This is a genomic window from Bradyrhizobium sp. WSM1417 (genome assembly GCF_000515415.1).
Taxonomy (GTDB): Bacteria; Pseudomonadota; Alphaproteobacteria; order Rhizobiales; family Xanthobacteraceae; genus Bradyrhizobium.
The window spans coordinates 40710-61519 of the sequence record NZ_KI911783.1 but is presented as its reverse complement, the minus strand read 5'-3'; the positions used below and the strand labels follow the sequence as shown (position 1 = coordinate 61519).

Below are 20810 nucleotides of genomic sequence, written 5' to 3'. Positions count from 1 at the left end.
CAGGGCGTGCGAGCTAAGCTGTCGGCAACCAGCAGACACGTTCCGAAAGAATGAACGGCATGACCACCGGCGTCATCGAGCAACCGAAAGCCGCGCGTGCACCTTCGGCTTCGAAAATCTGGCTTAAGGCGATCGAGCTCACTGCGCGGATCGAGACGTTGCCGGGCCGGCTGTTTGCAGACGTCGTCGATGATTGGACGCAGCGCCAGCCCGATCGCATTGTGCTGGTCACCGACGACGCGAGCCTCGACTATGAGGGGCTTTCGAAACGCATCAATCGTTATGCGCGGTGGGCGCGCTCGGCCGGTGTGGTCAAGGGCGACACTGTCGCGCTGATCATGCCGAACGGCATCGACTATGTCGCGGCCTGGCTCGGCATCAGCCGCGTCGGCGGCGTGGTGGCGTTGATCAACACCAAGCTCGTCGGCCGGTCGCTCGCGCATTGCATCGGAGTCGCAAAGCCCGCTCACATCATTGTCGCGCACGAGCTTGCGGAGACGCTGGATGGGGCGTCGCTGCACCTGAACACGGAAGCAAAGGTCTGGACCCATGGCGATGCCCGCAGCGAACGCGCGATCGATGTCGCGCTCGCCGCCCTCGATGACGGGCCGCTTTCGCCGGACGAGCGTGGCGACGTCACCATCGACGACCGGGCCCTGCTGATCTACACGTCCGGGACGACCGGCCTGCCGAAAGCTGCCAGCATCAGCCACCGCCGCATCCTCAATTGGGGCTTTTGGTTCGCGGGCCTCACCGGCGCGACGCCGCAGGATCGGCTCTACGATTGCCTGCCGCTGTTCCACTCGGTCGGCGGCATCGTCGCGCCGTGCAGCATGCTCGCCGCCGGTGGCTCGGTGGTGATCGCGGAAAAATTCTCAGCCTCGAATTTCTGGCCCGACATCGTGCGCCACGACTGCACGTTGTTTCAGTATATCGGCGAGCTCTGCCGCTATCTTCTCAAGGCGCCGCCGTCGGAATACGAGAACCGGCATCGCCTGCGGCTCGTCTGCGGCAACGGCCTGCGTGGTGACATCTGGGACGATTTTCAGGCGCGTTTCGCCATTCCGCGTATCCTCGAATTCTACGCGGCGACGGAAGGCAATTTCTCGCTGTTCAACGTCGAGGGCCAGCCCGGCGCGATCGGCCGCGTTCCGCCGTTGCTCGCGCATCGTTTCCCTGCCGGTCTCGTCAAGCTCGACCCCGACAACGGCGCGCCGCTGCGCAATGCAGAGGGATTTTGCATCGCCTGCGCGCGCGGCGAGGCTGGCGAAGCCATAGGCCGCATCGGCACGGCGGACGAGGGCGGCGGTCGCTTCGAGGGCTACACCGAGGCGAGCGAAACCGAGAAGAAGATCCTGCGCGATGTCTTTGCCAAGGGCGATTCCTGGTTCCGCACCGGCGACCTGATGCGGCTCGACGAGAAGGGCTTCTTCCACTTCGTCGACCGCATCGGCGACACCTTTCGCTGGAAGGGCGAGAACGTCGCGACCTCGGAGGTCAACGACGCCGTGCGCGATTTCACCGGCGTCATCGACGCCACCACCTACGGCGTCAGCGTCCCCGGCACCGATGGCCGCGCCGGCATGAGCGCAATCGTGGTGAACGAGGGCTTTGCCGTCGAGGCGCTGCCCGCCCATCTCGCACAGCGCCTGCCGGCCTATGCTCACCCCGTCTTCATACGCATCTCGCGCGAGCTCGATGCGACCGAGACGTTCAAACAGAAAAAGGGCGAGCTCGCGCGCGAGGGGTTTGATCCGGGCGCGGTCTCCGATCCGCTGTTCATGCTGGACCCGAAGACCGGCGCCTATGTCGCGCTGGACGCGGAGACGCATGCGCAAATCAACGAGGGTACGATCCGGCTCTAGACTAGCCCGCGAAAATTCGGAGATAGGTCCAATTTTATCCGAATTGTCCAAGAAGCCATTTACTTCTGTCGGGTAAACAAGCGACCCAGGGAGGCGGTCATCAAGAACCGCCGCAACACGAACGACAACAGAAGCGAGCCAGCCATGTCGGTACGGTCTAAGGTCATCGAAGCGATCCAGCAGATCGCCAAGGAGCAGCACGTCGCGCTTCCCGCACTCTCTGACGATCTGTCCCTGCACGAGACGGGCTTCGACTCGCTCGCCTTCGCCATCCTGGTGGCGCGCCTCGAGGACGAGACCGGCGTCGACCCCTTCACCATCTCCGAGGACGCAGCGTTCCCCGCCACCGTGGGCGATTTCGTGCGGGCCTACGAAAATGTCCCCGCGTGAGATCTTTGCGCTTCGCGACCATCTCGGCGCGGAGCTGACGGGCCGCGCGCTGTCGGATGCGCACGATATCGTGTCGCTGACGGATATCCTGTCGCAGACGGTGCTGGGTGGCCGCCTGGGCGAGCTGTCCGGTCGCGCGGTGCTGCTGAAAGTGTCCGACCAGCTCCGATCGGGTCTTGCCATGATCGAGCTCGACGGTATTGCCCGCCGCATGCTGCTGTGCCCGCCCGATCTCAATCCCGCGCATCTCGATGCGCTGATGGCGGATGCCGGGATCGATGCCGTCGTCACCGACGAGCCCGATCGTTGGGCCGAGACCGGCGTGCCGCTGGTCGTCACCGCAAAACTGCCGCCTCAGGCCACCGTACCGGCCAGGACTGAACGCGCCACGGAATGGCTGATGCTCACTTCGGGCACGTCGGGCGTGCCGAAGATCGTTGGCCATACGCTGGAAGCGCTCACCGGCGCCATCGTCGCCGAAGGCCCGGCGCGTGGACCGGCGCCGGTATGGGCAACCTTCTACGACATCCGCCGCTATGGCGGCCTGCAGATATTCCTCCGCGCCGTCCTCTCCGGCGGTTCGATGGTGCTGTCCGATCCGCATGAGGCGCTCGCCGATCACGTCACGCGGCTGAACGCGCGCGGCGTCTCCCACATCTCCGGCACGCCCTCGCATTGGCGCAAGCTGTTGATGAGCGGCTCGGCCGCGCAGTTTGCGCCGCGCTATGTCCGCCTCTCCGGCGAGATCGCCGATCAGGCGGTGCTGGACGGCCTGAAGGCGTCGTTCCCGAATTCCTCCGTCGGCCATGCCTATGCATCCACGGAGGCCGGCGTCGGCTTTGCCGTCAATGACGGGCTGGAAGGCTTTCCGGCGGACTATCTCGGCAACCGCAATGGCGTCGAAATGAAGGTCGTCGACGGCTCGCTACGTATCCGCTCGACGCGCACGGCGCACGCCTATATCGGCCGCGACGCGGCTGCGCTCACCGATGCAGACGGGTATGTCGACAGCGGCGATATCGTCGAATTGCGTGGCGACCGCTACTATTTCGTCGGCCGACGCGGCGGCATCATCAATATCGGCGGGCTGAAGGTCCATCCTGAAGAGATCGAGGCGGTGATCAACCGTCATCCCGACGTGCGGATGTCGCGGGCGAAGTCACGCAAGAGCCCGATCACCGGCGGCATCGTCGTCGCCGACGTGATCCTCGCCGACGGCACCGATCCGGCGCGCGCGAAAGAGATCCGCGCCCAGATCCTGGATCAGTGCCGCGCGCAGCTCGCGTCCCATAAGGTGCCGGCGGTGATCCGCTTCGTCGAGGCGCTGGACGTCACCCCGGCCGGCAAACTGGCGCGCACCGATGCATAATGTTCTCGTCACGGGTGGCAGCCGCGGTATCGGCCTTGCGATCGGCAAGCGGCTTGTCGATGCCGGCTACAACGTGATCGCGGCCGCGCGGCGCGAGAGCGACGAGCTCCAGGCGGCGATCGCCGGGTCGGAAGGGCGCCTGCATTTCCGCGCCTGTGACCTCGCCGTGATCGACGCGATCCCGGCCTATGCCAAACTCGTGCGCGATGAATTCGGCCCGATCTACGGCCTCGTCAACAATGCCGGCCTCGGCACCGAAGGCCTGCTGGCGACCATGCACAATTCCGAGATCGAGGCGCTGGTGCAGCTCAACGTGCTGTCGCCGATCATTCTCACCAAATATGTCGCGCGCCAGATGATGGCCGACGGTGCCGGCCGTATCATCAACATCTCCTCGATCATCGCGACCACCGGCTATAACGGCCTCTCGGTTTACGGTGCGACCAAGGCCGCCGCCACCGGCTTCACCCGTTCGCTCGCGCGCGAGGTCGGCAAGCTCGGCATCACCGTGAATGCGATCGCGCCCGGTTTCATCGACACCGAGCTGACGCACAATCTCTCCGACGACAGCCGCAAGCGCATCGCCGGCCGCAGCGCGCTACGCCGCCTGCCGGAGACCGACGATGTCGCGCGCATGGTGGAATATCTGTTGGGCGAGGGCGGTCGCAATGTGACGGGTACCGTGTTCACGGTCGACGCGGGCAACACGGCGTAGGCGGAACTCCATCGGCACAATTGCATTGATCCGGCGCAATGACATCGTCCGGATTTGGTTGTAAGATGCCGCGCAATCGATTGGCTTACGTCAATCGATCTGCCCTAATCGATAGGGAGCAGTCCATGACCGCTGCGAGCCCGGACAAGGCGTCGGCAAAGCCATCTTGCGCACAGCAAAGCGACGTTCACTGTCAGCCCGTTCGCTGCGAGCCGATGTCTCACCAAAATTCCGGTGATCACGGTCACGAAATGTATCCGCAGAAATTCGTGCGTCTGGTCGGTTGCCACGACGTACCTTCATCCGCGCTGTGCAAGCGTCAGGATGAGAAGCTGCACTAGACATTCAGGTCCGGTGCTTCGGCAGGTCAATCCGTTCGTGTGAGAACTCCGGCGGGCCGTCGGTCAGACGGCGGATCCGGCGCTCGCGTTCGTCTTCAGACAGGGCAGGATCGAGCAGTCCCTCGAGTTCATGCACCGCAAGCTCTTCGATCCTGGTGGCATCCGAGGCGAGCGGGTGCCCTGGCGGGAGTGCCGGGGGCGCGACCTTCAGGCCCAGCTCGACCAGCGTCCGGATGGCATCCGAGCGCGACAGGTGATGCGTTTCGGCCCAATTATCGACGGCCGCGGTCAGGCTTTCCGGCATCTTCACCGCGCTGATCGGATCACGCCCGGTGCGCCGGCGTACCGGAGCGATGGAGTCCTTCCTGTCGAAGTCGGACACGTCGATGTTCCCGCGCAACCATGTTAGATCATCAAGACTAGACGCCATTTGCGCGCAGCTGTTTGATGCCGATCAATGACCTTCTGTGGCATTGCAGCGCGCCCTCGTCTTGTTGTCCGGTTCCATTTCGGCCAATGGTTGCAAGGGCGCGCTCCCGGCGAACCCGAATCGATTCTTCTGCGTATGTCTCTTTGGACGTGCGTCCCAACCATCCGGCATCATCCGATGACATCAGCGTTCTATAGCGGCATTCCGGTGTTTCGCGGCTTCACCAGCCTGATGGACCCCGCTTTGTACTCGCCGCTGCCCGATGACTGGAGCGTCGGCGTTGCCGACATCGTGGATTCGACCCAGGCCATCGCGGCGCAGCGCTACAAGGCGGTGAACATGGCCGGTGCCGCCGTGATCGCGGCGGTGACGAACGCATTGGAGGGACGCGAATTTCCCTTCGTGTTCGGCGGCGACGGCGCGAGTTTTGCGGTCGCGCCTAATGATCTCGAGCCCGCCCGCGAGGCTTTGGCTGCGACCGCGACCTGGGTCCGGGAAGATCTCGACTTGCGGATGCGCATCGCGCTGGTGGCGGTGAGCGCCATTCGGGCGCAGGGCCTCGACGTGCGCGTCGCGCGCTTCGGTCCGTCGGCCAATTTGTCCTATGCGATGTTTTCTGGCGGCGGGCTCGCCTGGGCCGACGCCGCGATGAAGCGCGGCGAGTTTGCGATCACCGAAGCGCCCGCGGGCACGCAGCCCGATCTCTCTGGCCTGTCCTGCCGCTTCGAGGTGATTCCGGCTGCGCGCGGCCTGATCCTGTCCGTGCTGGTGATGCCGGCCCAGGGCGCCGATCCTTCGGCATTCCGCAACGTGATCGAGGACATCATCCATCTCGTCGAGCGCAGCCCGGATGCCGGTCGGCCCGTGCCGCCACAAGGGCCGCCGCTGACATGGCCGCCGCAGGGGCTGGAATATGAGGCGCGCACCAAGCGCGGAGGTCCGTTGCTCGCACGCCGCGCCAGCGTGCTGGCCTACACGCTTTTTGTCTATTTGATCATGCGCTTCGACCTCAAGGTCGGCGGCTTCGTGCCGAAGCTCTATAGGCGGCAGGTCGTGGAGAACTCCGATTTCCGCAAATATGACGACGGCCTGCGCATGATCCTCGACTGTACGCCGGAGCTCGAGCGTGCCCTCAGCGATCGTCTCGCGACTGCCGCGCGCGACGGCATCGTGCGTTACGGGCTCCACCAGCAGGACGCCGCGATGATGACCTGCTTCACCCCGTCGGCGCTCCGCAGCGACCACGTCCATTTCATCGACGGTGCGCGGGGCGGCTACGCCTCGGCGGCGACGGCGCTGAAGGTGATGATGGCGTGAAGTGCTAGCGCCCCGCCCGGGTCCACGTTTCGCCGCCGCAGAGCGCGCCAACGCAACCCTCAACCCGCAGCGAATCCGCTGATGTCACCGCAACGCTGCTCGCATAGGTGCTGCCGTCGTCGGCATTGTAGATCTGGCCCGACCATTTGTTCGGCCCTGAAGGCTGCATGCCGCTGAACAATGGCAAGCCGATCATCGGGCGCTTGGCGAGGGCGGGATTGGGATTCTTGCTGTCGGTGGCGGGCTGGCCGGTCGCGGTGTCGTGGGGTTCACGCAGCCAGACGACATTGCCGCAGATGCCGCTGCCGCATTTGCTGATCTTGACGCGGGCGTCGCCCGCCTGGGTCAGCCAGGTCCCGTCGGCGCTCTGGGCATCGGCGGCAGTCGCGCCAAGGAGCGCAGCCAGAAGGACGATGAGAGCGGCGAATCTGGAAGTCATGGAGAGAGCCCCGAAGTGGAGCGCCTCCATAGCAGCCTAGCAGGATAGTGCAACGCTGGATGGAATCACATTCCCGCGTTTATTCGCCTGCGTGCATTGACCTGTGCTCATTTGCCCCAGCGCACCAAGGCGACCGAGGCCGCGGTCGATAGCCCGAACACCGCCATGGCGCCGCCAACCAGCGCGAACAGAGTCCAGGCCGGAGCCTGCGCCATCATGAGGGTGCCGCCGCCGATCGCGACGATCAGAAGCCGCGCGGTGGAGGCGAGCACGGGACCGCCAACGCGCGCCGCGCCTTGCGAGGAGAAATAAAGCGACACGCCCATGCCGAAGAACACGAAGGTCGGGCCGGCCCAGTGGAAATAGCTGTGCGCGGCGGCGGCGACGCCGGGATCCCTGGTGAAGAGCGAAACCCACAGTGACGGATCGAGCGCAATGACGAGGCCGATCAGGCCGACCGTGATTCCCGAAGCCGCGGCCGCGGTCCAGGCCACGCGCCGCGCACGCTTCACCTGTCCGGCGCCCATCGCCATGCCGACCATCGGCACCGAGGCGATGCCGAAGGCGAAGGTGATCGGGATCAGCAAAAATTCCAGTCGCGAGCCGATGCCATAACCGGCCAGCATCTCGGTGCCGAAGGTCGCCAGGATCTTGGTGAAGATCAAAATGGTGAGCACGGTCTGGAGCGGCGACAGGCAGGCGACCGCGCCGACCTTGAGGATGTCGAAGAACATCGCGCGATCGAAATGGAAGGCGCGAAAATCCAGCGGCAGCCGGCTGCGGCCGGACCAGAGATACCAGAGGAAGAAGATCGCGGCACAGGTGAACGCGATCAACTGACCGGCGGCGACACCGGGCATGCCGAATTGCGGCACACCGAACAGACCAAGCCCCAGCGTGCCGCCGAGCGCGATCTGGAGCACGCTCGTCCCGATCAGCGCCATCGAGGGCAGACGCATGTCGCCGGTGCCGCGGATCACCGATGCCAGCGTGTTGACGAGCCAGATCGCGACCGCACCGGAGAACAGCATTTGCGAATAGCCGCTGGCTTCCTCGAGCACGCGCTCGCGCCCGCCCAGCAGCGTGAAGAACGAGCGCCCGAAGACGAGCATCGTCACCGTGAAGAAAAGTCCGCCGCAGAGGCCGATGATGGCGGCATGCAGCGCCAGCGTCGCCGCACGGCTCCGATCGCCTGCGCCGAGCGCGCGGCTGATCGCAGACGAGACGCCGCCGCCCATCGCGCCCGCGCTCATCATCTGCGTCAGCATGGCGAACGGAAACACCAGCGCGATCGCTGCGAGCGGGATGGTGCCGAGCCGGCCGATATAGGAGGTCTCGGCGATTGCGACCAGCGTGCTGCCGACCATCGCGATCATGTTGGGGATCGCGAGCCGCAGCAGCGTCGGCAGGATCGGTGCCGTCAGCAGGCTGGCGATGGGGGAGGCGACCGGGGCAGGCGGCGGCACGGCGTCCAGGGAGGCGTCGATCGTCATGTGTCACCGCGCGGAATATTGGATGATGCTCAACATACTATATGGCGTGCGGCCCCGGCACCAGCCGCGCCTCACGCAGGGCTCACCAGGGCAGGCCGCAGAGGTCGATGGTGCCCAGCGTCGGCGCGCTGACGATGTTGCAGACATAGGGCGCCATGTGGGTGAAGCGGATCCGTCCCTCCGGCTGCTCGCAATAGACCTCGCCCTTGAAGGGGAGCCAGCTGCGGGCCTCGTAGAACGCGACATTGTGCGGCTCGCAGAACAGCAACGCGAAGCGGACCGCCTCGTTGGCACGCATGGTATGCAGCGCGGCGTCGATCGCCACGGTCGCATAGCCGCGGCCGCGCCGGTCCTCCCGCGTGCAGACGCCGCCAATGCCGCCGATGTGAACCTTCTGCCCGTTCCAGGTGACGGTGCGGAAGTAGATGCCGACATGGCAGACGAGACCATCCTCGGGCGTCTCGATCAGCACGCGCAAATCGGCATTGGCCCATTTGACGTGAGCCCAGGGCTGCTTCGCGACGATATCAGGTCCGAAGACCGCCTGATGCAGCGGCTCCGCTATCCGCCACGAGGCGTCGCCGTTCAAAATGTCGATCTCGATGCTCATCGCTCTCTCTTTCGCATCTCCGCGCCGCCTGTGCGTTTCGTTCTGCCATAAGCACCTCAAAGGCAATGATATTTTACGGCCCGGTTGAAACGCCCTACATCCTTGCGACGATTTTATGCAATCCGGCCAAGCCGTCGCACCATGCCTTTTGGAAAATTCGCGGTATTTAACGGCCACGGAACCTTCTATAAGGGGTGACCGTTAAGTCTCGTTCCCCCATCAGTCGCGGACAACACCCATGACCTTTACGCTGCCCCCACTCCCCTACGCCTATGACGCCCTTGGACAATTCATGTCGAAGGAAACGCTCGAATTCCACCACGACAAGCATCATCAGGCCTATGTCACCAACGGCAACAACGCGCTTAAGGGCACCGAATGGGAAGGCAAGTCCCTTGAGGAGATCGTCAAGGGCTCGTTCGGCAAGAACCCCGCGGTGTTCAACAATGCCGGCCAGCACTACAACCACATCCATTTCTGGAGCTGGATGAAGCCAAATGGCGGCGGCACCAAGCTGCCGGGCAAGATTGAAAAGAAGATCAACGAGGACCTCGGCGGCTTCGAGAAGTTCAAGACGGACTTCCAGGCGGCCGGCGTCGGCCAGTTCGGCTCCGGTTGGTGCTGGCTCCAGGTCAAGAACGGCAAGCTCGAGATTGCCAAGACCCCGAACGGCGAGAATCCGCTGGTGCACGGCGCCACCCCGATCCTCGGCTGCGACGTCTGGGAGCACTCCTACTACATCGACTATCGCAACCGCCGTCCCGACTATCTGAAGGCGTTCGTCGAGAACCTTGTGAACTGGGAATACGTCGAGTCCCTGTTCGACAAGGCCTGAGTTAAGCCTCATCGGAATAGCGAAAGGCGGTCGCTCGTGCGGCCGCCTTTTTGCTGTGCGGAATTCGCACTTCACCTCGCATGGCCCTGCGCGAGGTGCGCATCGCTCCCGTCATCGTACTGTTTGCATCGCATCCGCGGCGCCCTTAATCAAGACGGGCATCACCCTCGAGCCGAACGCGCCCGTTGTCAGAACCCTCCCCGAAAGACCCGGCGCCCGCCGAGGACGCGGACTCCGAGCCGCGGCCGGGCCGCGTGCGCAAGCCGATCGGTTGGTCGACCATCATCATCGCAGCGCTGGTGGCGGTGAGCGCGGGTCTGGTCTGGCGGCGTGACGGCACCGACGGTGTTCTCGACATATTGACCCACGATCTCTCGCTGTTCGGCGGCATCCTGCCGCGCGTGCTGGCCGGCTGCCTGCTCGGCGCGTTCATCTCCGAGATCCTGCCGCACGAAAAAGTCTCGCGTGCGCTCGGGCCGAAATCGGGCCTGAAAGGCCTTCTGATCGGCACCGCCTTCGGCGCGATCCTGCCCGGCGGTCCCTTCACCGCCTATCCCGTGGCGAGTGCGCTGCTCGCGGTCGGCGCCGATTTCGGTGCCACCATCGCCATGGTCGTGAGCTGGACCCTGATCGGCTATGGCCGGGCGGTGGCCTGGGAAATCCCGATCATGGGCACCGACTTCACGCTGTGGCGCATCGTCATCTCGCTGCCGTTGCCGGTGCTCGCAGGCGCGCTTGGCCGCTTCGTCTACGTCCGGCTTTATCCGAAGCCGGCCATCAAGGACGACGAGAATTGAGCGCCGCGCTTCTGATCGACATCCTGTTGTGGGGCTCGGTGTTCGGCGTCGGCCTAATCGCCTTTCGCCGCGGCCCACCGGTGTTCAAGGCCTCGCTGCGCGAAGGCTCGATGGACTTCATCAACATCGTGCCGCGGATCGCGCTGGGGGTGATCGGCTCCGGCTACATCGCCGCCATCATCCCGCAGGAGGTGATCAGCGGCTGGCTCGGCCCGGACAGCGGCTGGCTCGGGGTCGCGACTGCCGTGGTCGCCGGGGCCGCGACGCCCGGCGGCCCGGTGATCGGCTTCTCCATCGGTACGGTGGCGCTGAAATCGGGCGGTGGGGTGCCGCAGGTGGTGGCCTATGTCGTCGCCTGGGCGCTGTTTGCCTTCCAGCGGGTGATTTTGTGGGAAATTCCGTTCATGCCGGCCCGTTTCGTCTGGTTCCGCTGCGCGGTCTCGCTGCCGTTCCCGTTCGTCGCCGCCGCCATCGCCATGGTGATCGGCAAGCCCTGAGCCCGGCGTGGACAGGGGTAATGTTATAATATAACGTCTTGGCATGGTTCCCGCCGCGTCCCAAGCCCATCATCACGACCATGCTCATGGCCATTCCCATGACCACGGGCATTCGCATGGACACGATCACACCCACCACGCACACGTCCACGGTGCGGCCTCTCCGCATCCGGCTCAGGCGGCGCACTGGTCGATCCTGCGCATGACGATGGCCGCCCGCCTCGCGGCCGCGCTCGCGGTCTGCGCTGTGCTCTGGGGCGTGGTCTTCCTGGCGATGAGGTGACCATGGCGGCGCTGTATTTCCACAACGTCACGCTCGGCTATGACCGTCATCCGGCCGTGCACCATCTCAATGGTGAGGTCGCGCCGGGTGCGTTGCTGGCCGTGATCGGCCCGAACGGCGCCGGCAAGTCGACGCTGCTGCGCGGCATCGTCGGCATCCTCAAGCCGCTCGACGGCAGCATCCATCTCGGCGGGCTCGACAGCCGCGATATCGCCTATCTGCCGCAGAGCGCGGAGATCGACCGCAGCTTCCCAATCTCGGTGCTGGACTTCGTTGCCACCGGGCTGTGGCGCGGGACCGGCCTGTTCGGCGGCATCAGCAAGGCGGCGCGCGAGAAGATCCTCCGCGCGATCGCTTCCGTCGGCCTCAACGGCTTTGAGAACCGCCCCATCGGCACACTCTCGGGCGGCCAGATGCAGCGCGTGCTGTTCGCGCGCGTGTTGCTCCAGGACGCGCGGCTGATCGTGCTGGACGAGCCCTTCAACGCCATCGACAGCAAGACCACGGCCGATCTGCTGGCGCTGGTGAAGCACTGGCACGGCGAGGGCCGCACCGTGCTCGCCGCGCTGCACGACATGGAGATGGTGCGCACCCATTTCAGCGAGACGCTGGTGCTGGCGCGGGGCCCCGTGGCGTGGGGGCCGACGGCGGAGGTGCTGACGCCGGAAAACCTGATGGTCGCGATGCGGATGTGCGAAGCCTTCGACGACAGCGCCGCCGCCTGCTCGGCCGATGATGCCCGCTCACGGGCGGCTTGACGTCCGATGCTCTATGACGCGCTGATCGGCCCGTTCACCGAATTCGAGTTCATGCGACGTGCGCTCGCGGCCGTCATCGCGCTGTCGCTCGCGGGGGCGCCGATCGGCGTGTTCCTGATGTTGCGGCGGATGAGCCTGGTCGGCGACGCCATGGCGCATGCAATACTTCCGGGCGCCGCTGTCGGTTTCCTGCTCTCAGGTCTCAATCTGTTCGCGATGACGGCCGGTGGACTGATCGCGGGTTTTGCCGTCGCGATCCTCGCAGGCCTCGTCGCGCGCTCGACCGGGTTGAAGGAGGATGCCTCGCTCGCGACCTTCTATCTGGCATCGCTGGCGCTGGGCGTCACCATCGTCTCGATCAAGGGCACCAATATCGACCTGCTGCACGTGCTGTTCGGCAATATTCTCGCGATGGACGACCAGACGTTGCTGGTCGTCGCATTCAACGCCACGATCACGCTGCTGGTGCTCGCCGTGATCTATCGCCCGTTGGTGATCGAGAGCGTCGACCCCTTGTTCTTGCGCACTGTGAGCCGGGCTGGCGGCCCTGCGCATCTCGCTTTCCTTGCGTTGGTCGTGATCAACCTCGTCAACGGCTTTCAGGCGCTCGGCACGCTGCTCGCGGTCGGTCTGATGATCCTCCCGGCCGGCATCGCGCGGTTCTGGTCGCGCGATCTCACCGCCATGATCTGCATCGCGGTCGTCGCGGCCGCCGTCTCCGGCTATGCGGGTCTCGTGCTGTCGTTCCAGACCCGTGTGCCGTCGGGCCCTGCGATCATTCTGGTGGCGAGCGCGCTTTACACCGTCTCCGTCCTGTTCGGCCGGGTCGGCGGCGTCGTCAGGCAGCTGTTTCCCGGCCGGCATCTGGAAGCGTGACGGCGATGCGGCGCATCCTACTTTGTGTGCTCTTGCTGATCGCCTCCCCGCTGCACGCCGCGGAGCAGCTGAAGGTCGTCGCGAGCTTCTCGATTCTCGCCGATTTCGTCCGCAATGTCGGCGGCGACCGGGTCAATCTGACAACGCTGGTCGGGGCCGACAGCGACGTCCACGTTTACACGCCCGCGCCAAGCGATGCGAAGCGGATCGCGGACGCAAAGCTCGTCATCGTCAACGGGCTTGGTCTCGAGGGTTGGCTGCCGCGCCTCGTGCAGTCCTCGGGCAGCAAGGCGCAGGTGGTCACTGTGAGCACCGGCATCGCGCCGCTCAAGCTCGGCTCTGCCGCAGACCCGCATGGCTGGCAGTCCGTCCCCAACGCCAAAATCTACGTCACCGACATCGCCAATGCGCTGGCTGCGGCCGACCCCGACGATGCGGAGTTCTTCCGCGCCCAGGCCCAGGCCTATCTGGAAAAGCTCGAAACGCTCGACCGCGAGGTCCGCGACGCCATGGCCAAAATCCCGCAGGAGCGGCGCAAGGTGATCTCGACCCATGACGCCTTCGGCTATTTCGCCGCCGAATACGGCGTCCAGTTCATCGCGCCCTTGGGCGTCTCCACCGAAACCGAGCCCAGCGCGCGGGACATCGCCACCATCATCGGCCAGATCAAGGCCCAGAAAATCCCGGCCGTGTTCCTGGAAAATATCAGCGACGACCGGCTAATCCGGCGGATCGCGGCGGAGACCGGCTCAAAAGTCGGCGGGACCCTGATTTCAGACGGTTTGACCGGCGAAAAGGGGCCTGCACCCACTTACATTGATATGGTCAGGCACAATATAAAGGCCCTGACCAGCGCGCTTGACCACTAGGGCAGGGGCCACCCCGCCTCGCGTCGCGCGAAAAGCCCGAAGTCCGGAGTTGTTATGTCTGAAGCGACCGCCCCAAAAATTCCCGTAACCGTCCTGACCGGCTATCTCGGTGCCGGCAAGACCACGCTGTTGAACCGCATCCTGTCGGAAAACCACGGCAAGAAATACGCCGTCATCGTCAACGAATTCGGCGAGATCGGCATCGACAACGACCTCATCATCGGCGCCGATGAGGAAGTGTTCGAGATGAACAACGGCTGCATCTGCTGCACCGTGCGCGGCGATCTCGTGCGCATCATGGAAGGCCTGATGAAGCGCAAGGGCAAGTTCGACGCCATCATCGTCGAGACCACCGGTCTTGCCGATCCGGCACCGGTGGCCCAGACCTTCTTCGTCGACGAGGACGTGCAGAAGAACGCGCGCCTCGATGCGGTGGTCACGGTTGCGGATGCCAAATGGCTGTCCGACCGTCTCAAGGATGCGCCCGAGGCCAAGAACCAGATCGCCTTTGCCGACGTCATCGTGCTGAACAAGACCGATCTCGTCACCAAGGGCGAGCTTGCCGAGGTCGAGGCCCGCATCCGCGCCATCAACCCCTATGCCAAGCTGCACCGCACCGAGCGCTGCTCGGTGGCTTTGGCGGACGTGCTCGACCGCGGCGCCTTCGATCTCGACCGCATCCTCGACATCGAGCCGGACTTCCTGAATGCCGATGATCATGATCATGATCACGACCATGATCATCATCACCACGGCCACGACCATCATCACGATCATGATCACGGCCACGGCCTGAAGCACTATCATGACGAGGACATGCAGTCGCTGTCGCTCAAGACCGACAAGCCGCTCGATCCGAACGTGTTCATGCCCTGGCTCCAGAATTTGGTGCAGGTGGAGGGCGGCAAGATCCTCCGCTCCAAGGGCATCCTCGCCTTCCAGGAAGACGACGACCGCTACGTCTTTCAGGGCGTCCACATGATGCTGGAGGGCAACCATCAGCGGAAGTGGAAGGACGGTGAGCCGCGCGAGAGCCGCCTCGTCTTCATCGGCCGCGAATTGCCGCAAGATCTCATTCGCCAGGGTTTTGAGAGCTGCATCGTCTCGTGATGAAAGAGTTTACGCCGCCCGCCGATTCCGCCTCGATCGTCTCCGTCACCGAGCGCGTCAAGCCGCTCGCGCTCGGGATGGTCGTGACCTCCGTGCATTTCCTTGGGCCCCGCGCCGCCTTCGTCGGCGGCGAGGAGAACGTTGCGTTCGTGGATGGCCAGGGTGAGATCAGCAAAGTCGCCGTGCACAGCGGCGGCATTCTCTCGGCCGCTTCCGATGGCAAGCGCCTCGTGATGGGCGGCGACGATGGAAAAGTCGTGTCACTCGACGCCAAGGGCGAAGTGACGCTGCTTGCGACCGACCCGAAGCGACGCTGGATCGATGCGGTGGCGCTGCATCCGGACGGTGCCTATGCATGGTCGGCCGGCAAGACCGCTTTCTTCAAGAGCGGCAAGAGCGAGGAGAAATCGCTCGAGGTGCCCTCAACCGTTGGCGGCCTTGCCTTTGCGCCGAAGGGCCAGCGTCTCGCGATCGCCCATTACAACGGCGCGACGCTGTGGTTTCCCAACATGGCGGGATCGGCCGAATTCCTGCCCTGGGCCGGCTCGCATCTCGGCGTCACCTTCAGCCCGGACAACAAATTCCTGGTCACCACGATGCACGAATCGGCGCTGCACGGCTGGCGGCTTGCCGACAACAGGCACATGCGCATGACCGGCTATCCCGGCCGCGTCCGCTCGATGTCGTGGAGCGCGGGAGGCAAGGGGCTCGCGACTTCGGGCGCCGACACCGTCATCATATGGCCGTTCGCCAGCAAGGACGGCCCGATGGGCAAGGAGCCTGCGATGCTCGCGCCGCTCCAGGCGCGCGTGTCGGTCGTCGCCTGCCATCCCAAGAACGACATCTTCGCCGCCGGCTATAGTGACGGCACCGTGCTGATGGTGCGTCTGGAGGACGGCGCCGAGATCCTGGTTCGCCGCAATGGCACGCCGCCGGTGGCTGCGCTCGCCTGGAACGCCAAGGGGACTCTGCTGGCGTTCGCCGACGAAAATGGGGACGGCGGCCTGCTCGAGCTTTAGTCCGTCATCGACCGTGGATGCGGCCATGTGGCGCGCAGGCGCCGAGTTCCCGGCCACCCAGGGGCGGGGAACCGCAGAGCGGCCATTTCGTTGATCCCGCGGACAAAGGCGGTGATCGACATGCCCGGCCAATATGAGAAGCGCAGACTGAAGCTCGACCTGATGGTTGCCTGCTCGCTGTTCGCGGCAGGCGTCGTGGTGTCAGGCATGTCGCTGGCGCAAATCCGCGCTGAGACCCGGATGCAGACGGCCCAGGCGACGCAGCCCCTTCAGGGCACGCCGTCCGACGATCAGAACAAGCCCGCGGAAGCCAAGCCCGGCGGTGATCGGCCGACCACGCCCGCCCCAGAGCCCGCGCGGCCCGACCCGCAGACGCAGGGCGCTGCGGGGGCGGCCAAACCAGCATTGCCGCCGGCGCCAGCCGAGAAGATCGCGCCGCCGATCGAGAGGAAGTAGCTAGCCGCCAGGTGTGGCGTCATGGCCGGGCTTGTCCCGGCCATCCACGTTTCTTGGCGTCGCAGAAAGCAAGTGCGTGGATGCCCGGGACATGCCCGGGCATGCCGGCGCCTCACCGCACCAGAACGTTCCGGAACTGCCAGGGATCGCTGGTGTCGATATCTTCCGGAAACAGTCCCGGGCGATCCGTCAGCGGCGTCCAGTCGGTGTAGAAACCCTTCACCGGGCCGAGATACGGCAGCTGGATTTCCAGCAGGCGATCGAAATCCATCTCGTCGGCTTCGACGATGCCTTCCTTCGGGTTTTCTAGCGCCCACACCATGCCGCCGAGCACGGCGGAGGTCACCTGCAGGCCGGTGGCGTTCTGGTAGGGCGCGAGCTTGCGGGTCTCTTCGATGGAGAGCTGCGAGCCGTACCAGTAGGCGTTGTTGTCGTGGCCGAACAGCAGCACGCCGAGTTCGTCGATGCCGTCGACGATCTCGTTCTCGTCGAGGATATGGTGCTTTTCCTGCATCTTAGCGGCGCGGCCGAACATTTCATGCAGCGACAGCACGGCATCGTCAGCCGGATGATAGGCATAGTGGCAGGTCGGCCGATAGACCGCCGTGCCCGCTGCGTCGCGCACGGTGAAATAGTCCGCGATCGAGATCGACTCGTTGTGGGTGACAAGAAAGCCATACTGCGCGCCGCGGGTCGGGCACCAGGTGCGCACGCGGGTATTGGCGCCGGGCTGCATCAGATAGATGGCGGCGCCGCACCCGGATTCGTGGGTGCGCGCATTCTCGGGCATCCATTTTTCGTGGGTGCCCCAGCCGAGCTCGGAGGGCTGCACGCCTTCCGACAGGAAACCTTCCACCGACCAGGTGTTGACGAAGACATCGGGCTCTTTCGGCTTCTTGGAGCGCTGGGTGTCGCGTTCCGCGATATGGATGCCCTTGATGCCGGCTTGTCGCATCAAGTCCGCCCATTCGGCTTTGGTCTTCGGCTTGGGGGCATTGAGCTTCAGATCGGCGGCGACGTTGAGCAGCGCCTGCTTCACGAAAAACGAGACCATGCCGGGATTGGCGCCACAGCAGGAGACGGCCGTCGTCGAGCCTGCAGGGCGCGCCTTCTTGGCGGCCAGCGTCGCTTCGCGAAGGGCGTAGTTGGAGCGCGCTTCCGGGCCCTTCGACGAGTCGAAATAGAAGCCGAGCCAGGGCTCGTTGACGGTGTCGATATAGAGAGCGCCGAGCTCGTTGCAGAGCTCCATGATGTCGGTGGAGCCGGTGTCGACCGAGAGATTGACGCAAAAACCCTGGCCGCCGCCTTCAATGAGCAGCGGGGTCAGCAACTCCCGATAATTGTCCCTGGTCACGGCCTTCTGGATGAAGCGCACATTGTGCTTTTCGCAATGTGCCTTGCGCCCCTCGTCCTTCGGATCGATCACGGTAACGCGCGACTTGTCGTAGTCGAGATGCCGCTCGATCAGCGGCAACGTGCCTTTGCCGATGGAGCCGAAGCCGACCATGACGATGGGACCAGTGATCTTCGCGTAGATCTGCGAGGCGGGGCTCATAGGATGGTTTCTCCGGAACGTGCTGACGAACAAATGGTGAGGATGGCTCAGGCGCTGCGGCGCTTGGCAGTGACTTCGATCTCGACCTTCATCTCGGGCTTGGCGAGGCCGCTGACGACCAGCAAGGTCGCGGCCGGCCTGATGTCACCGAGAACCTCGCCGCAGACGGCGAAATGGGCATCGATATAGCTGGCGTCGGTGACGTAATAGGTTGCACGGACGATATCGGCCATCTCGAATCCGCCCTCCTGCAGGGCGGATTGGATGGTCTTGAAGCAGTTGCGAGACTGGCTCGTGACATCGGCCGGCATCGTCATCGTGGTGTAGTCATAGCCCGTGGTTCCCGCGACGAAGGCGAACTCGCCGTCGATCACGGCGCGGCTGTAGCCGACGGTCTTCTCAAGCGGAGAGCCGGTGGAGATCAGGCGACGGGACATGGTCGTGGGCCTCGACTGAAGGGGAATTTCGTGGGGTTTACGGGCAATTTGCCGGCCTGCGCAACCCCAAAGGAATGGAGCTTAACGCAGGCCCAGCCGGACGTTGCCGCTTAGCGCGGCTCGGTCGCCGCCATCATGGCAATCCCTTACGCCGCGCGCGCCTCGAGGCCGCGAACTACCCTCCGTTTGGGTAGGGCCGCGCCAGTCGGGACGATCATCCCCTCGACGCCATCCAGCGCACCGGCATGGAATTCGACCGCCAGCAGGCGGTCGCGTTCGAACGGACCAGGCAGCGACAGCTCGCCGGTGTTGGCCGCGGAGAAGCCGAAGCGGGCGTAATAAGGGGCATCGCCGAGCAGGATCACGGCGGCATGGCCGCGCGCCCGGGCGGCAGCCAGCGCTTGTTGCATCAGCGCGGCGCCGATCCCGAGCTCGCGGCAGGCAGGGTCCACCGCCAGCGGTCCGAGGACCAGAGCGGGCCTGCCTCCGGCGCTGACGTGCCACAGCCGCACGGTTCCCACGAGCTTCCCCTCGCGCATCGCGGCCAGCGCGAGGCCGGCTGCGGGTGCGCGTCCGTCACGCAGGCGCTGGCAGGTGCGGCCATGGCGGTTCTCGCCAAAGGACGCATCGAGCAGCGCTTCACGCATCGCAACGTCGGCCGCACGCTCCGCACGGATCGCGAACGGAGCGGCTTTCGAAGTGGGGTCAATCTGTGTCTTCCGAAGAGTGGTCATGGCGCGTCAGTCCCCGCCTGAAACGGACGTGCGAGAAGCACGCCGGTCCAAGGCGTCGTCAGATCGAAATGTCAGGGAGGGAGCCGGCAAGCCGGCTCCCGGGTTCGTCAGGCCTCGGTAAGAGAGGCGATCAGATATGGTACGTCTTCAGCGGCGGGATGCCGTTGAAAGCCACCGCCGAGTAGGTCGACGTATAGGCCCCGGTGCCTTCGATCAGCAGCTTGTCGCCGATCTCGAGCGTCACCGGAAGCGGATACGGGTTCTTCTCGTACAGCACGTCGGCGCTGTCGCAGGTCGGACCCGCGAGCACGCACGGCGTCATGTCCGCACCGTCATGCGGGGTGCGTATAGCGTAGCGGATCGACTCGTCCATGGTCTCGGCGAGACCGCCGAACTTGCCGATGTCCAGATAGACCCAGCGCACCTCGTCCTCGTCGCTCTTCTTCGAGATGAGCACGACCTCGGACTCGATGATGCCGGCGTTGCCCACCATGCCGCGGCCCGGCTCGATGATGGTCTCCGGAATCTGGTTGCCGAAGTGCTTGCGCAGCGCGCGGAAGATCGAGCGCCCGTAGGTCACCACCGGCGGCACGTCCTTCAGGTACTTGGTCGGGAAACCGCCGCCCATGTTGACCATGGTCAGGTTGATGCCGCGCTCGGCGCAGTCGCGGAACACCTGCGAGGCCATCGCCAGCGCACGGTCCCACGCCTTCACCTTGCGCTGCTGCGACCCGACATGGAAGGAGATGCCGCACGGCTCCAGGCCCAGACGCTTGGCGACGTCGAGCACGTCGACGGCCATCTCCGGGTCGCAGCCGAACTTGCGCGACAGCGGCCATTCGGCGCCGGCGCAGTCATAGAGGATGCGGCAGAACACCTTTGCGCCGGGCGCGGCACGGGCGACCTTCTCGACTTCGGCGGTGCAATCGACCGCGAACAGCCGAATGCCGAGCGCGAAGGCGCGCGCGATGTCGCGCTCCTTCTTGATCGTGTTGCCGAAGGAGATGCGGTCGGGCGTCGCACCGGCGGCCAACGCCATCTCGATCTCGGCGACCGTCGCGGTGTCGAAGCAGGAGCCCATGGAGGCGAGCAAAGCCAGCACTTCCGGCGCCGGGTTCGCCTTGACGGCATAGAACACGCGGCTGTCGGGCAGCGCCTTGGCAAAGGTCTGGTAATTGTCGCGCACGACTTCGAGGTCGACGACGAGGCAAGGCTCGGTGTCGAGGCCCTCGCTGCGGCGGTTGCGCAGGAATTCCTGGATACGGTCGGTCATAGCACTCTCCCAAACGGCCCAGCGACGGGGATCCGTTCAAAAAATGACGTCGGATAAGAGCGCTCCGGCCAGATCGCGCGATGGAGGCGCGACGAGCCAAAGACTCACATCAGACTGTGCTGCCGTGGATTGGTTGGGAATGTTCCCGCCCGCACACCTGGCAATGAAGGACAAGCCTTTTCAGTAGCCCGCGCCGGCGTTGGACTGCCGGTAGAGACCAAAAAAGCCCGATCCGTCGTTGCTTTAAGTCGCGTCCCCCGTTGAGAGCGGGGTGCACCGGTTCGCCTCCGGCTGCCAGTCACGGTTGCAAAGAGCAAAGTCACCTTCGACAAGGCATCTCTT

At 64.8% G+C, this 20810-nt stretch carries 24 protein-coding genes; 16 read left to right on the top strand and 8 right to left on the bottom strand.

The annotated features are described in order from the left end of the window. Window positions 1-50 precede the first annotated feature (50 nt). From BRA1417_RS0100300 to BRA1417_RS42090, 5 genes are all read left to right on the top strand, one after another. Window positions 51-1865 (top strand): long-chain-acyl-CoA synthetase, encoded by a 1815-nt coding sequence (locus BRA1417_RS0100300; RefSeq protein WP_027514091.1) that lies wholly within the window; start codon window positions 51-53, stop codon window positions 1863-1865. A gap of 144 nt (window positions 1866-2009) precedes the next feature. Continuing rightward, window positions 2010-2255 carry an acyl carrier protein gene (locus BRA1417_RS0100295; protein ID WP_007597226.1) on the top strand — a complete coding sequence of 82 codons (246 nt, stop codon included), beginning with the start codon at window positions 2010-2012 and terminating at the stop codon, window positions 2253-2255. Next, window positions 2242-3624 (top strand): class I adenylate-forming enzyme family protein, encoded by a 1383-nt coding sequence (locus tag BRA1417_RS0100290; RefSeq protein WP_027514090.1) that lies wholly within the window; start codon window positions 2242-2244, stop codon window positions 3622-3624. The genes BRA1417_RS0100295 and BRA1417_RS0100290 overlap by 14 nt, the downstream gene beginning before the upstream one ends. Further along, entirely contained in the window at window positions 3617-4339 is a 723-nt protein-coding gene (locus tag BRA1417_RS0100285) for an SDR family NAD(P)-dependent oxidoreductase (protein ID WP_027514089.1), read from the top strand. Before BRA1417_RS0100290 ends, BRA1417_RS0100285 begins: the two co-directional genes overlap by 8 nt. Window positions 4340-4464: 125 nt before the next feature. Beyond that, window positions 4465-4680 carry a hypothetical protein gene (locus BRA1417_RS42090; protein ID WP_084462444.1) on the top strand — a complete coding sequence of 72 codons (216 nt, stop codon included), beginning with the start codon at window positions 4465-4467 and terminating at the stop codon, window positions 4678-4680. Window positions 4681-4684: 4 nt separating this feature from the next. On the opposite strand, the gene BRA1417_RS0100280 is transcribed toward BRA1417_RS42090, so the two are convergent. Next, window positions 4685-5110: a hypothetical protein gene (locus tag BRA1417_RS0100280; RefSeq protein ID WP_051448258.1), complete on the bottom strand. Its 426-nt coding sequence runs from the start codon at window positions 5108-5110 to the stop codon at window positions 4685-4687. Between the two features lie 177 nt (window positions 5111-5287). On the opposite strand from BRA1417_RS0100280, the gene BRA1417_RS0100275 reads away from it, so the two are divergent. Then, a complete protein-coding gene (locus BRA1417_RS0100275) occupies window positions 5288-6427 on the top strand; it encodes a DUF3095 domain-containing protein (RefSeq protein ID WP_027514087.1) in 1140 nt (379 codons plus the stop codon). Between the two features lie 4 nt (window positions 6428-6431). Here the strand turns inward: BRA1417_RS0100275 and BRA1417_RS0100270 are convergent, their stop codons facing one another. From BRA1417_RS0100270 to BRA1417_RS0100260, 3 genes are all read right to left on the bottom strand, one after another. Next, complete coding sequence (locus BRA1417_RS0100270; protein ID WP_027514086.1) at window positions 6432-6866, bottom strand: DUF2147 domain-containing protein; 435 nt, start codon at window positions 6864-6866, stop codon at window positions 6432-6434. A 107-nt stretch (window positions 6867-6973) separates the two neighbouring features. After that, window positions 6974-8359, bottom strand: coding sequence for an MATE family efflux transporter (locus BRA1417_RS0100265; protein WP_027514085.1), 1386 nt, complete (start codon window positions 8357-8359; stop codon window positions 6974-6976). 82 nt (window positions 8360-8441) lie between these two features. Further along, the gene (locus tag BRA1417_RS0100260; RefSeq protein WP_027514084.1) at window positions 8442-8969 is read right to left on the bottom strand and encodes a GNAT family N-acetyltransferase; all 528 of its coding nucleotides are present in this window, start codon (window positions 8967-8969) and stop codon (window positions 8442-8444) included. 238 nt (window positions 8970-9207) lie between these two features. Between BRA1417_RS0100260 and BRA1417_RS0100255 the strand changes: the two genes are divergently transcribed. The 10 genes from BRA1417_RS0100255 to BRA1417_RS44605 all read left to right on the top strand — a co-directional run bounded on the left by BRA1417_RS0100255 (window position 9208) and on the right by BRA1417_RS44605 (window position 16469). Next, window positions 9208-9804 carry a superoxide dismutase gene (locus BRA1417_RS0100255; protein ID WP_007615200.1) on the top strand — a complete coding sequence of 199 codons (597 nt, stop codon included), beginning with the start codon at window positions 9208-9210 and terminating at the stop codon, window positions 9802-9804. A 185-nt stretch (window positions 9805-9989) separates the two neighbouring features. Then, window positions 9990-10601 (top strand): permease, encoded by a 612-nt coding sequence (locus tag BRA1417_RS0100250; RefSeq protein ID WP_027514083.1) that lies wholly within the window; start codon window positions 9990-9992, stop codon window positions 10599-10601. Continuing rightward, the gene (locus tag BRA1417_RS0100245; RefSeq protein WP_027514082.1) at window positions 10598-11098 is read left to right on the top strand and encodes a hypothetical protein; all 501 of its coding nucleotides are present in this window, start codon (window positions 10598-10600) and stop codon (window positions 11096-11098) included. The genes BRA1417_RS0100250 and BRA1417_RS0100245 overlap by 4 nt, the downstream gene beginning before the upstream one ends. A gap of 43 nt (window positions 11099-11141) precedes the next feature. After that, window positions 11142-11381, top strand: a complete 240-nt coding sequence (locus BRA1417_RS45225) for a hypothetical protein (protein WP_035968298.1) — start codon at window positions 11142-11144, stop codon at window positions 11379-11381. Between the two features lie 2 nt (window positions 11382-11383). Beyond that, window positions 11384-12139 (top strand): metal ABC transporter ATP-binding protein, encoded by a 756-nt coding sequence (locus BRA1417_RS0100235; protein ID WP_027514081.1) that lies wholly within the window; start codon window positions 11384-11386, stop codon window positions 12137-12139. 6 nt (window positions 12140-12145) lie between these two features. Then, window positions 12146-13015 carry a metal ABC transporter permease gene (locus BRA1417_RS0100230; protein WP_027514080.1) on the top strand — a complete coding sequence of 290 codons (870 nt, stop codon included), beginning with the start codon at window positions 12146-12148 and terminating at the stop codon, window positions 13013-13015. Between the two features lie 5 nt (window positions 13016-13020). Next, window positions 13021-13884, top strand: coding sequence for a metal ABC transporter solute-binding protein, Zn/Mn family (locus tag BRA1417_RS0100225; protein ID WP_027514079.1), 864 nt, complete (start codon window positions 13021-13023; stop codon window positions 13882-13884). A 54-nt stretch (window positions 13885-13938) separates the two neighbouring features. Then, window positions 13939-14994 carry a GTP-binding protein gene (locus BRA1417_RS0100220; RefSeq protein ID WP_027514078.1) on the top strand — a complete coding sequence of 352 codons (1056 nt, stop codon included), beginning with the start codon at window positions 13939-13941 and terminating at the stop codon, window positions 14992-14994. Continuing rightward, a complete protein-coding gene (locus BRA1417_RS0100215; RefSeq protein WP_027514077.1) occupies window positions 14994-16013 on the top strand; it encodes a WD40 repeat domain-containing protein in 1020 nt (339 codons plus the stop codon). The genes BRA1417_RS0100220 and BRA1417_RS0100215 overlap by 1 nt, the downstream gene beginning before the upstream one ends. A gap of 120 nt (window positions 16014-16133) precedes the next feature. Continuing rightward, window positions 16134-16469 (top strand): hypothetical protein, encoded by a 336-nt coding sequence (locus BRA1417_RS44605; protein WP_027514076.1) that lies wholly within the window; start codon window positions 16134-16136, stop codon window positions 16467-16469. A 112-nt stretch (window positions 16470-16581) separates the two neighbouring features. Here BRA1417_RS44605 and BRA1417_RS0100205 read toward each other — a convergent pair whose 3' ends face one another. The 4 genes from BRA1417_RS0100205 to BRA1417_RS0100190 form a co-directional block, all read right to left on the bottom strand. Beyond that, window positions 16582-18024 carry a homospermidine synthase gene (locus BRA1417_RS0100205; protein WP_027514075.1) on the bottom strand — a complete coding sequence of 481 codons (1443 nt, stop codon included), beginning with the start codon at window positions 18022-18024 and terminating at the stop codon, window positions 16582-16584. A 47-nt stretch (window positions 18025-18071) separates the two neighbouring features. Beyond that, window positions 18072-18461 carry a RidA family protein gene (locus BRA1417_RS0100200; RefSeq protein WP_027514074.1) on the bottom strand — a complete coding sequence of 130 codons (390 nt, stop codon included), beginning with the start codon at window positions 18459-18461 and terminating at the stop codon, window positions 18072-18074. Between the two features lie 146 nt (window positions 18462-18607). Then, window positions 18608-19195: a GNAT family N-acetyltransferase gene (locus BRA1417_RS0100195; protein WP_027514073.1), complete on the bottom strand. Its 588-nt coding sequence runs from the start codon at window positions 19193-19195 to the stop codon at window positions 18608-18610. 130 nt (window positions 19196-19325) lie between these two features. Beyond that, entirely contained in the window at window positions 19326-20468 is a 1143-nt protein-coding gene (locus tag BRA1417_RS0100190) for a type III PLP-dependent enzyme (RefSeq protein WP_007615165.1), read from the bottom strand. Window positions 20469-20810: the final 342 nt, after the last annotated feature.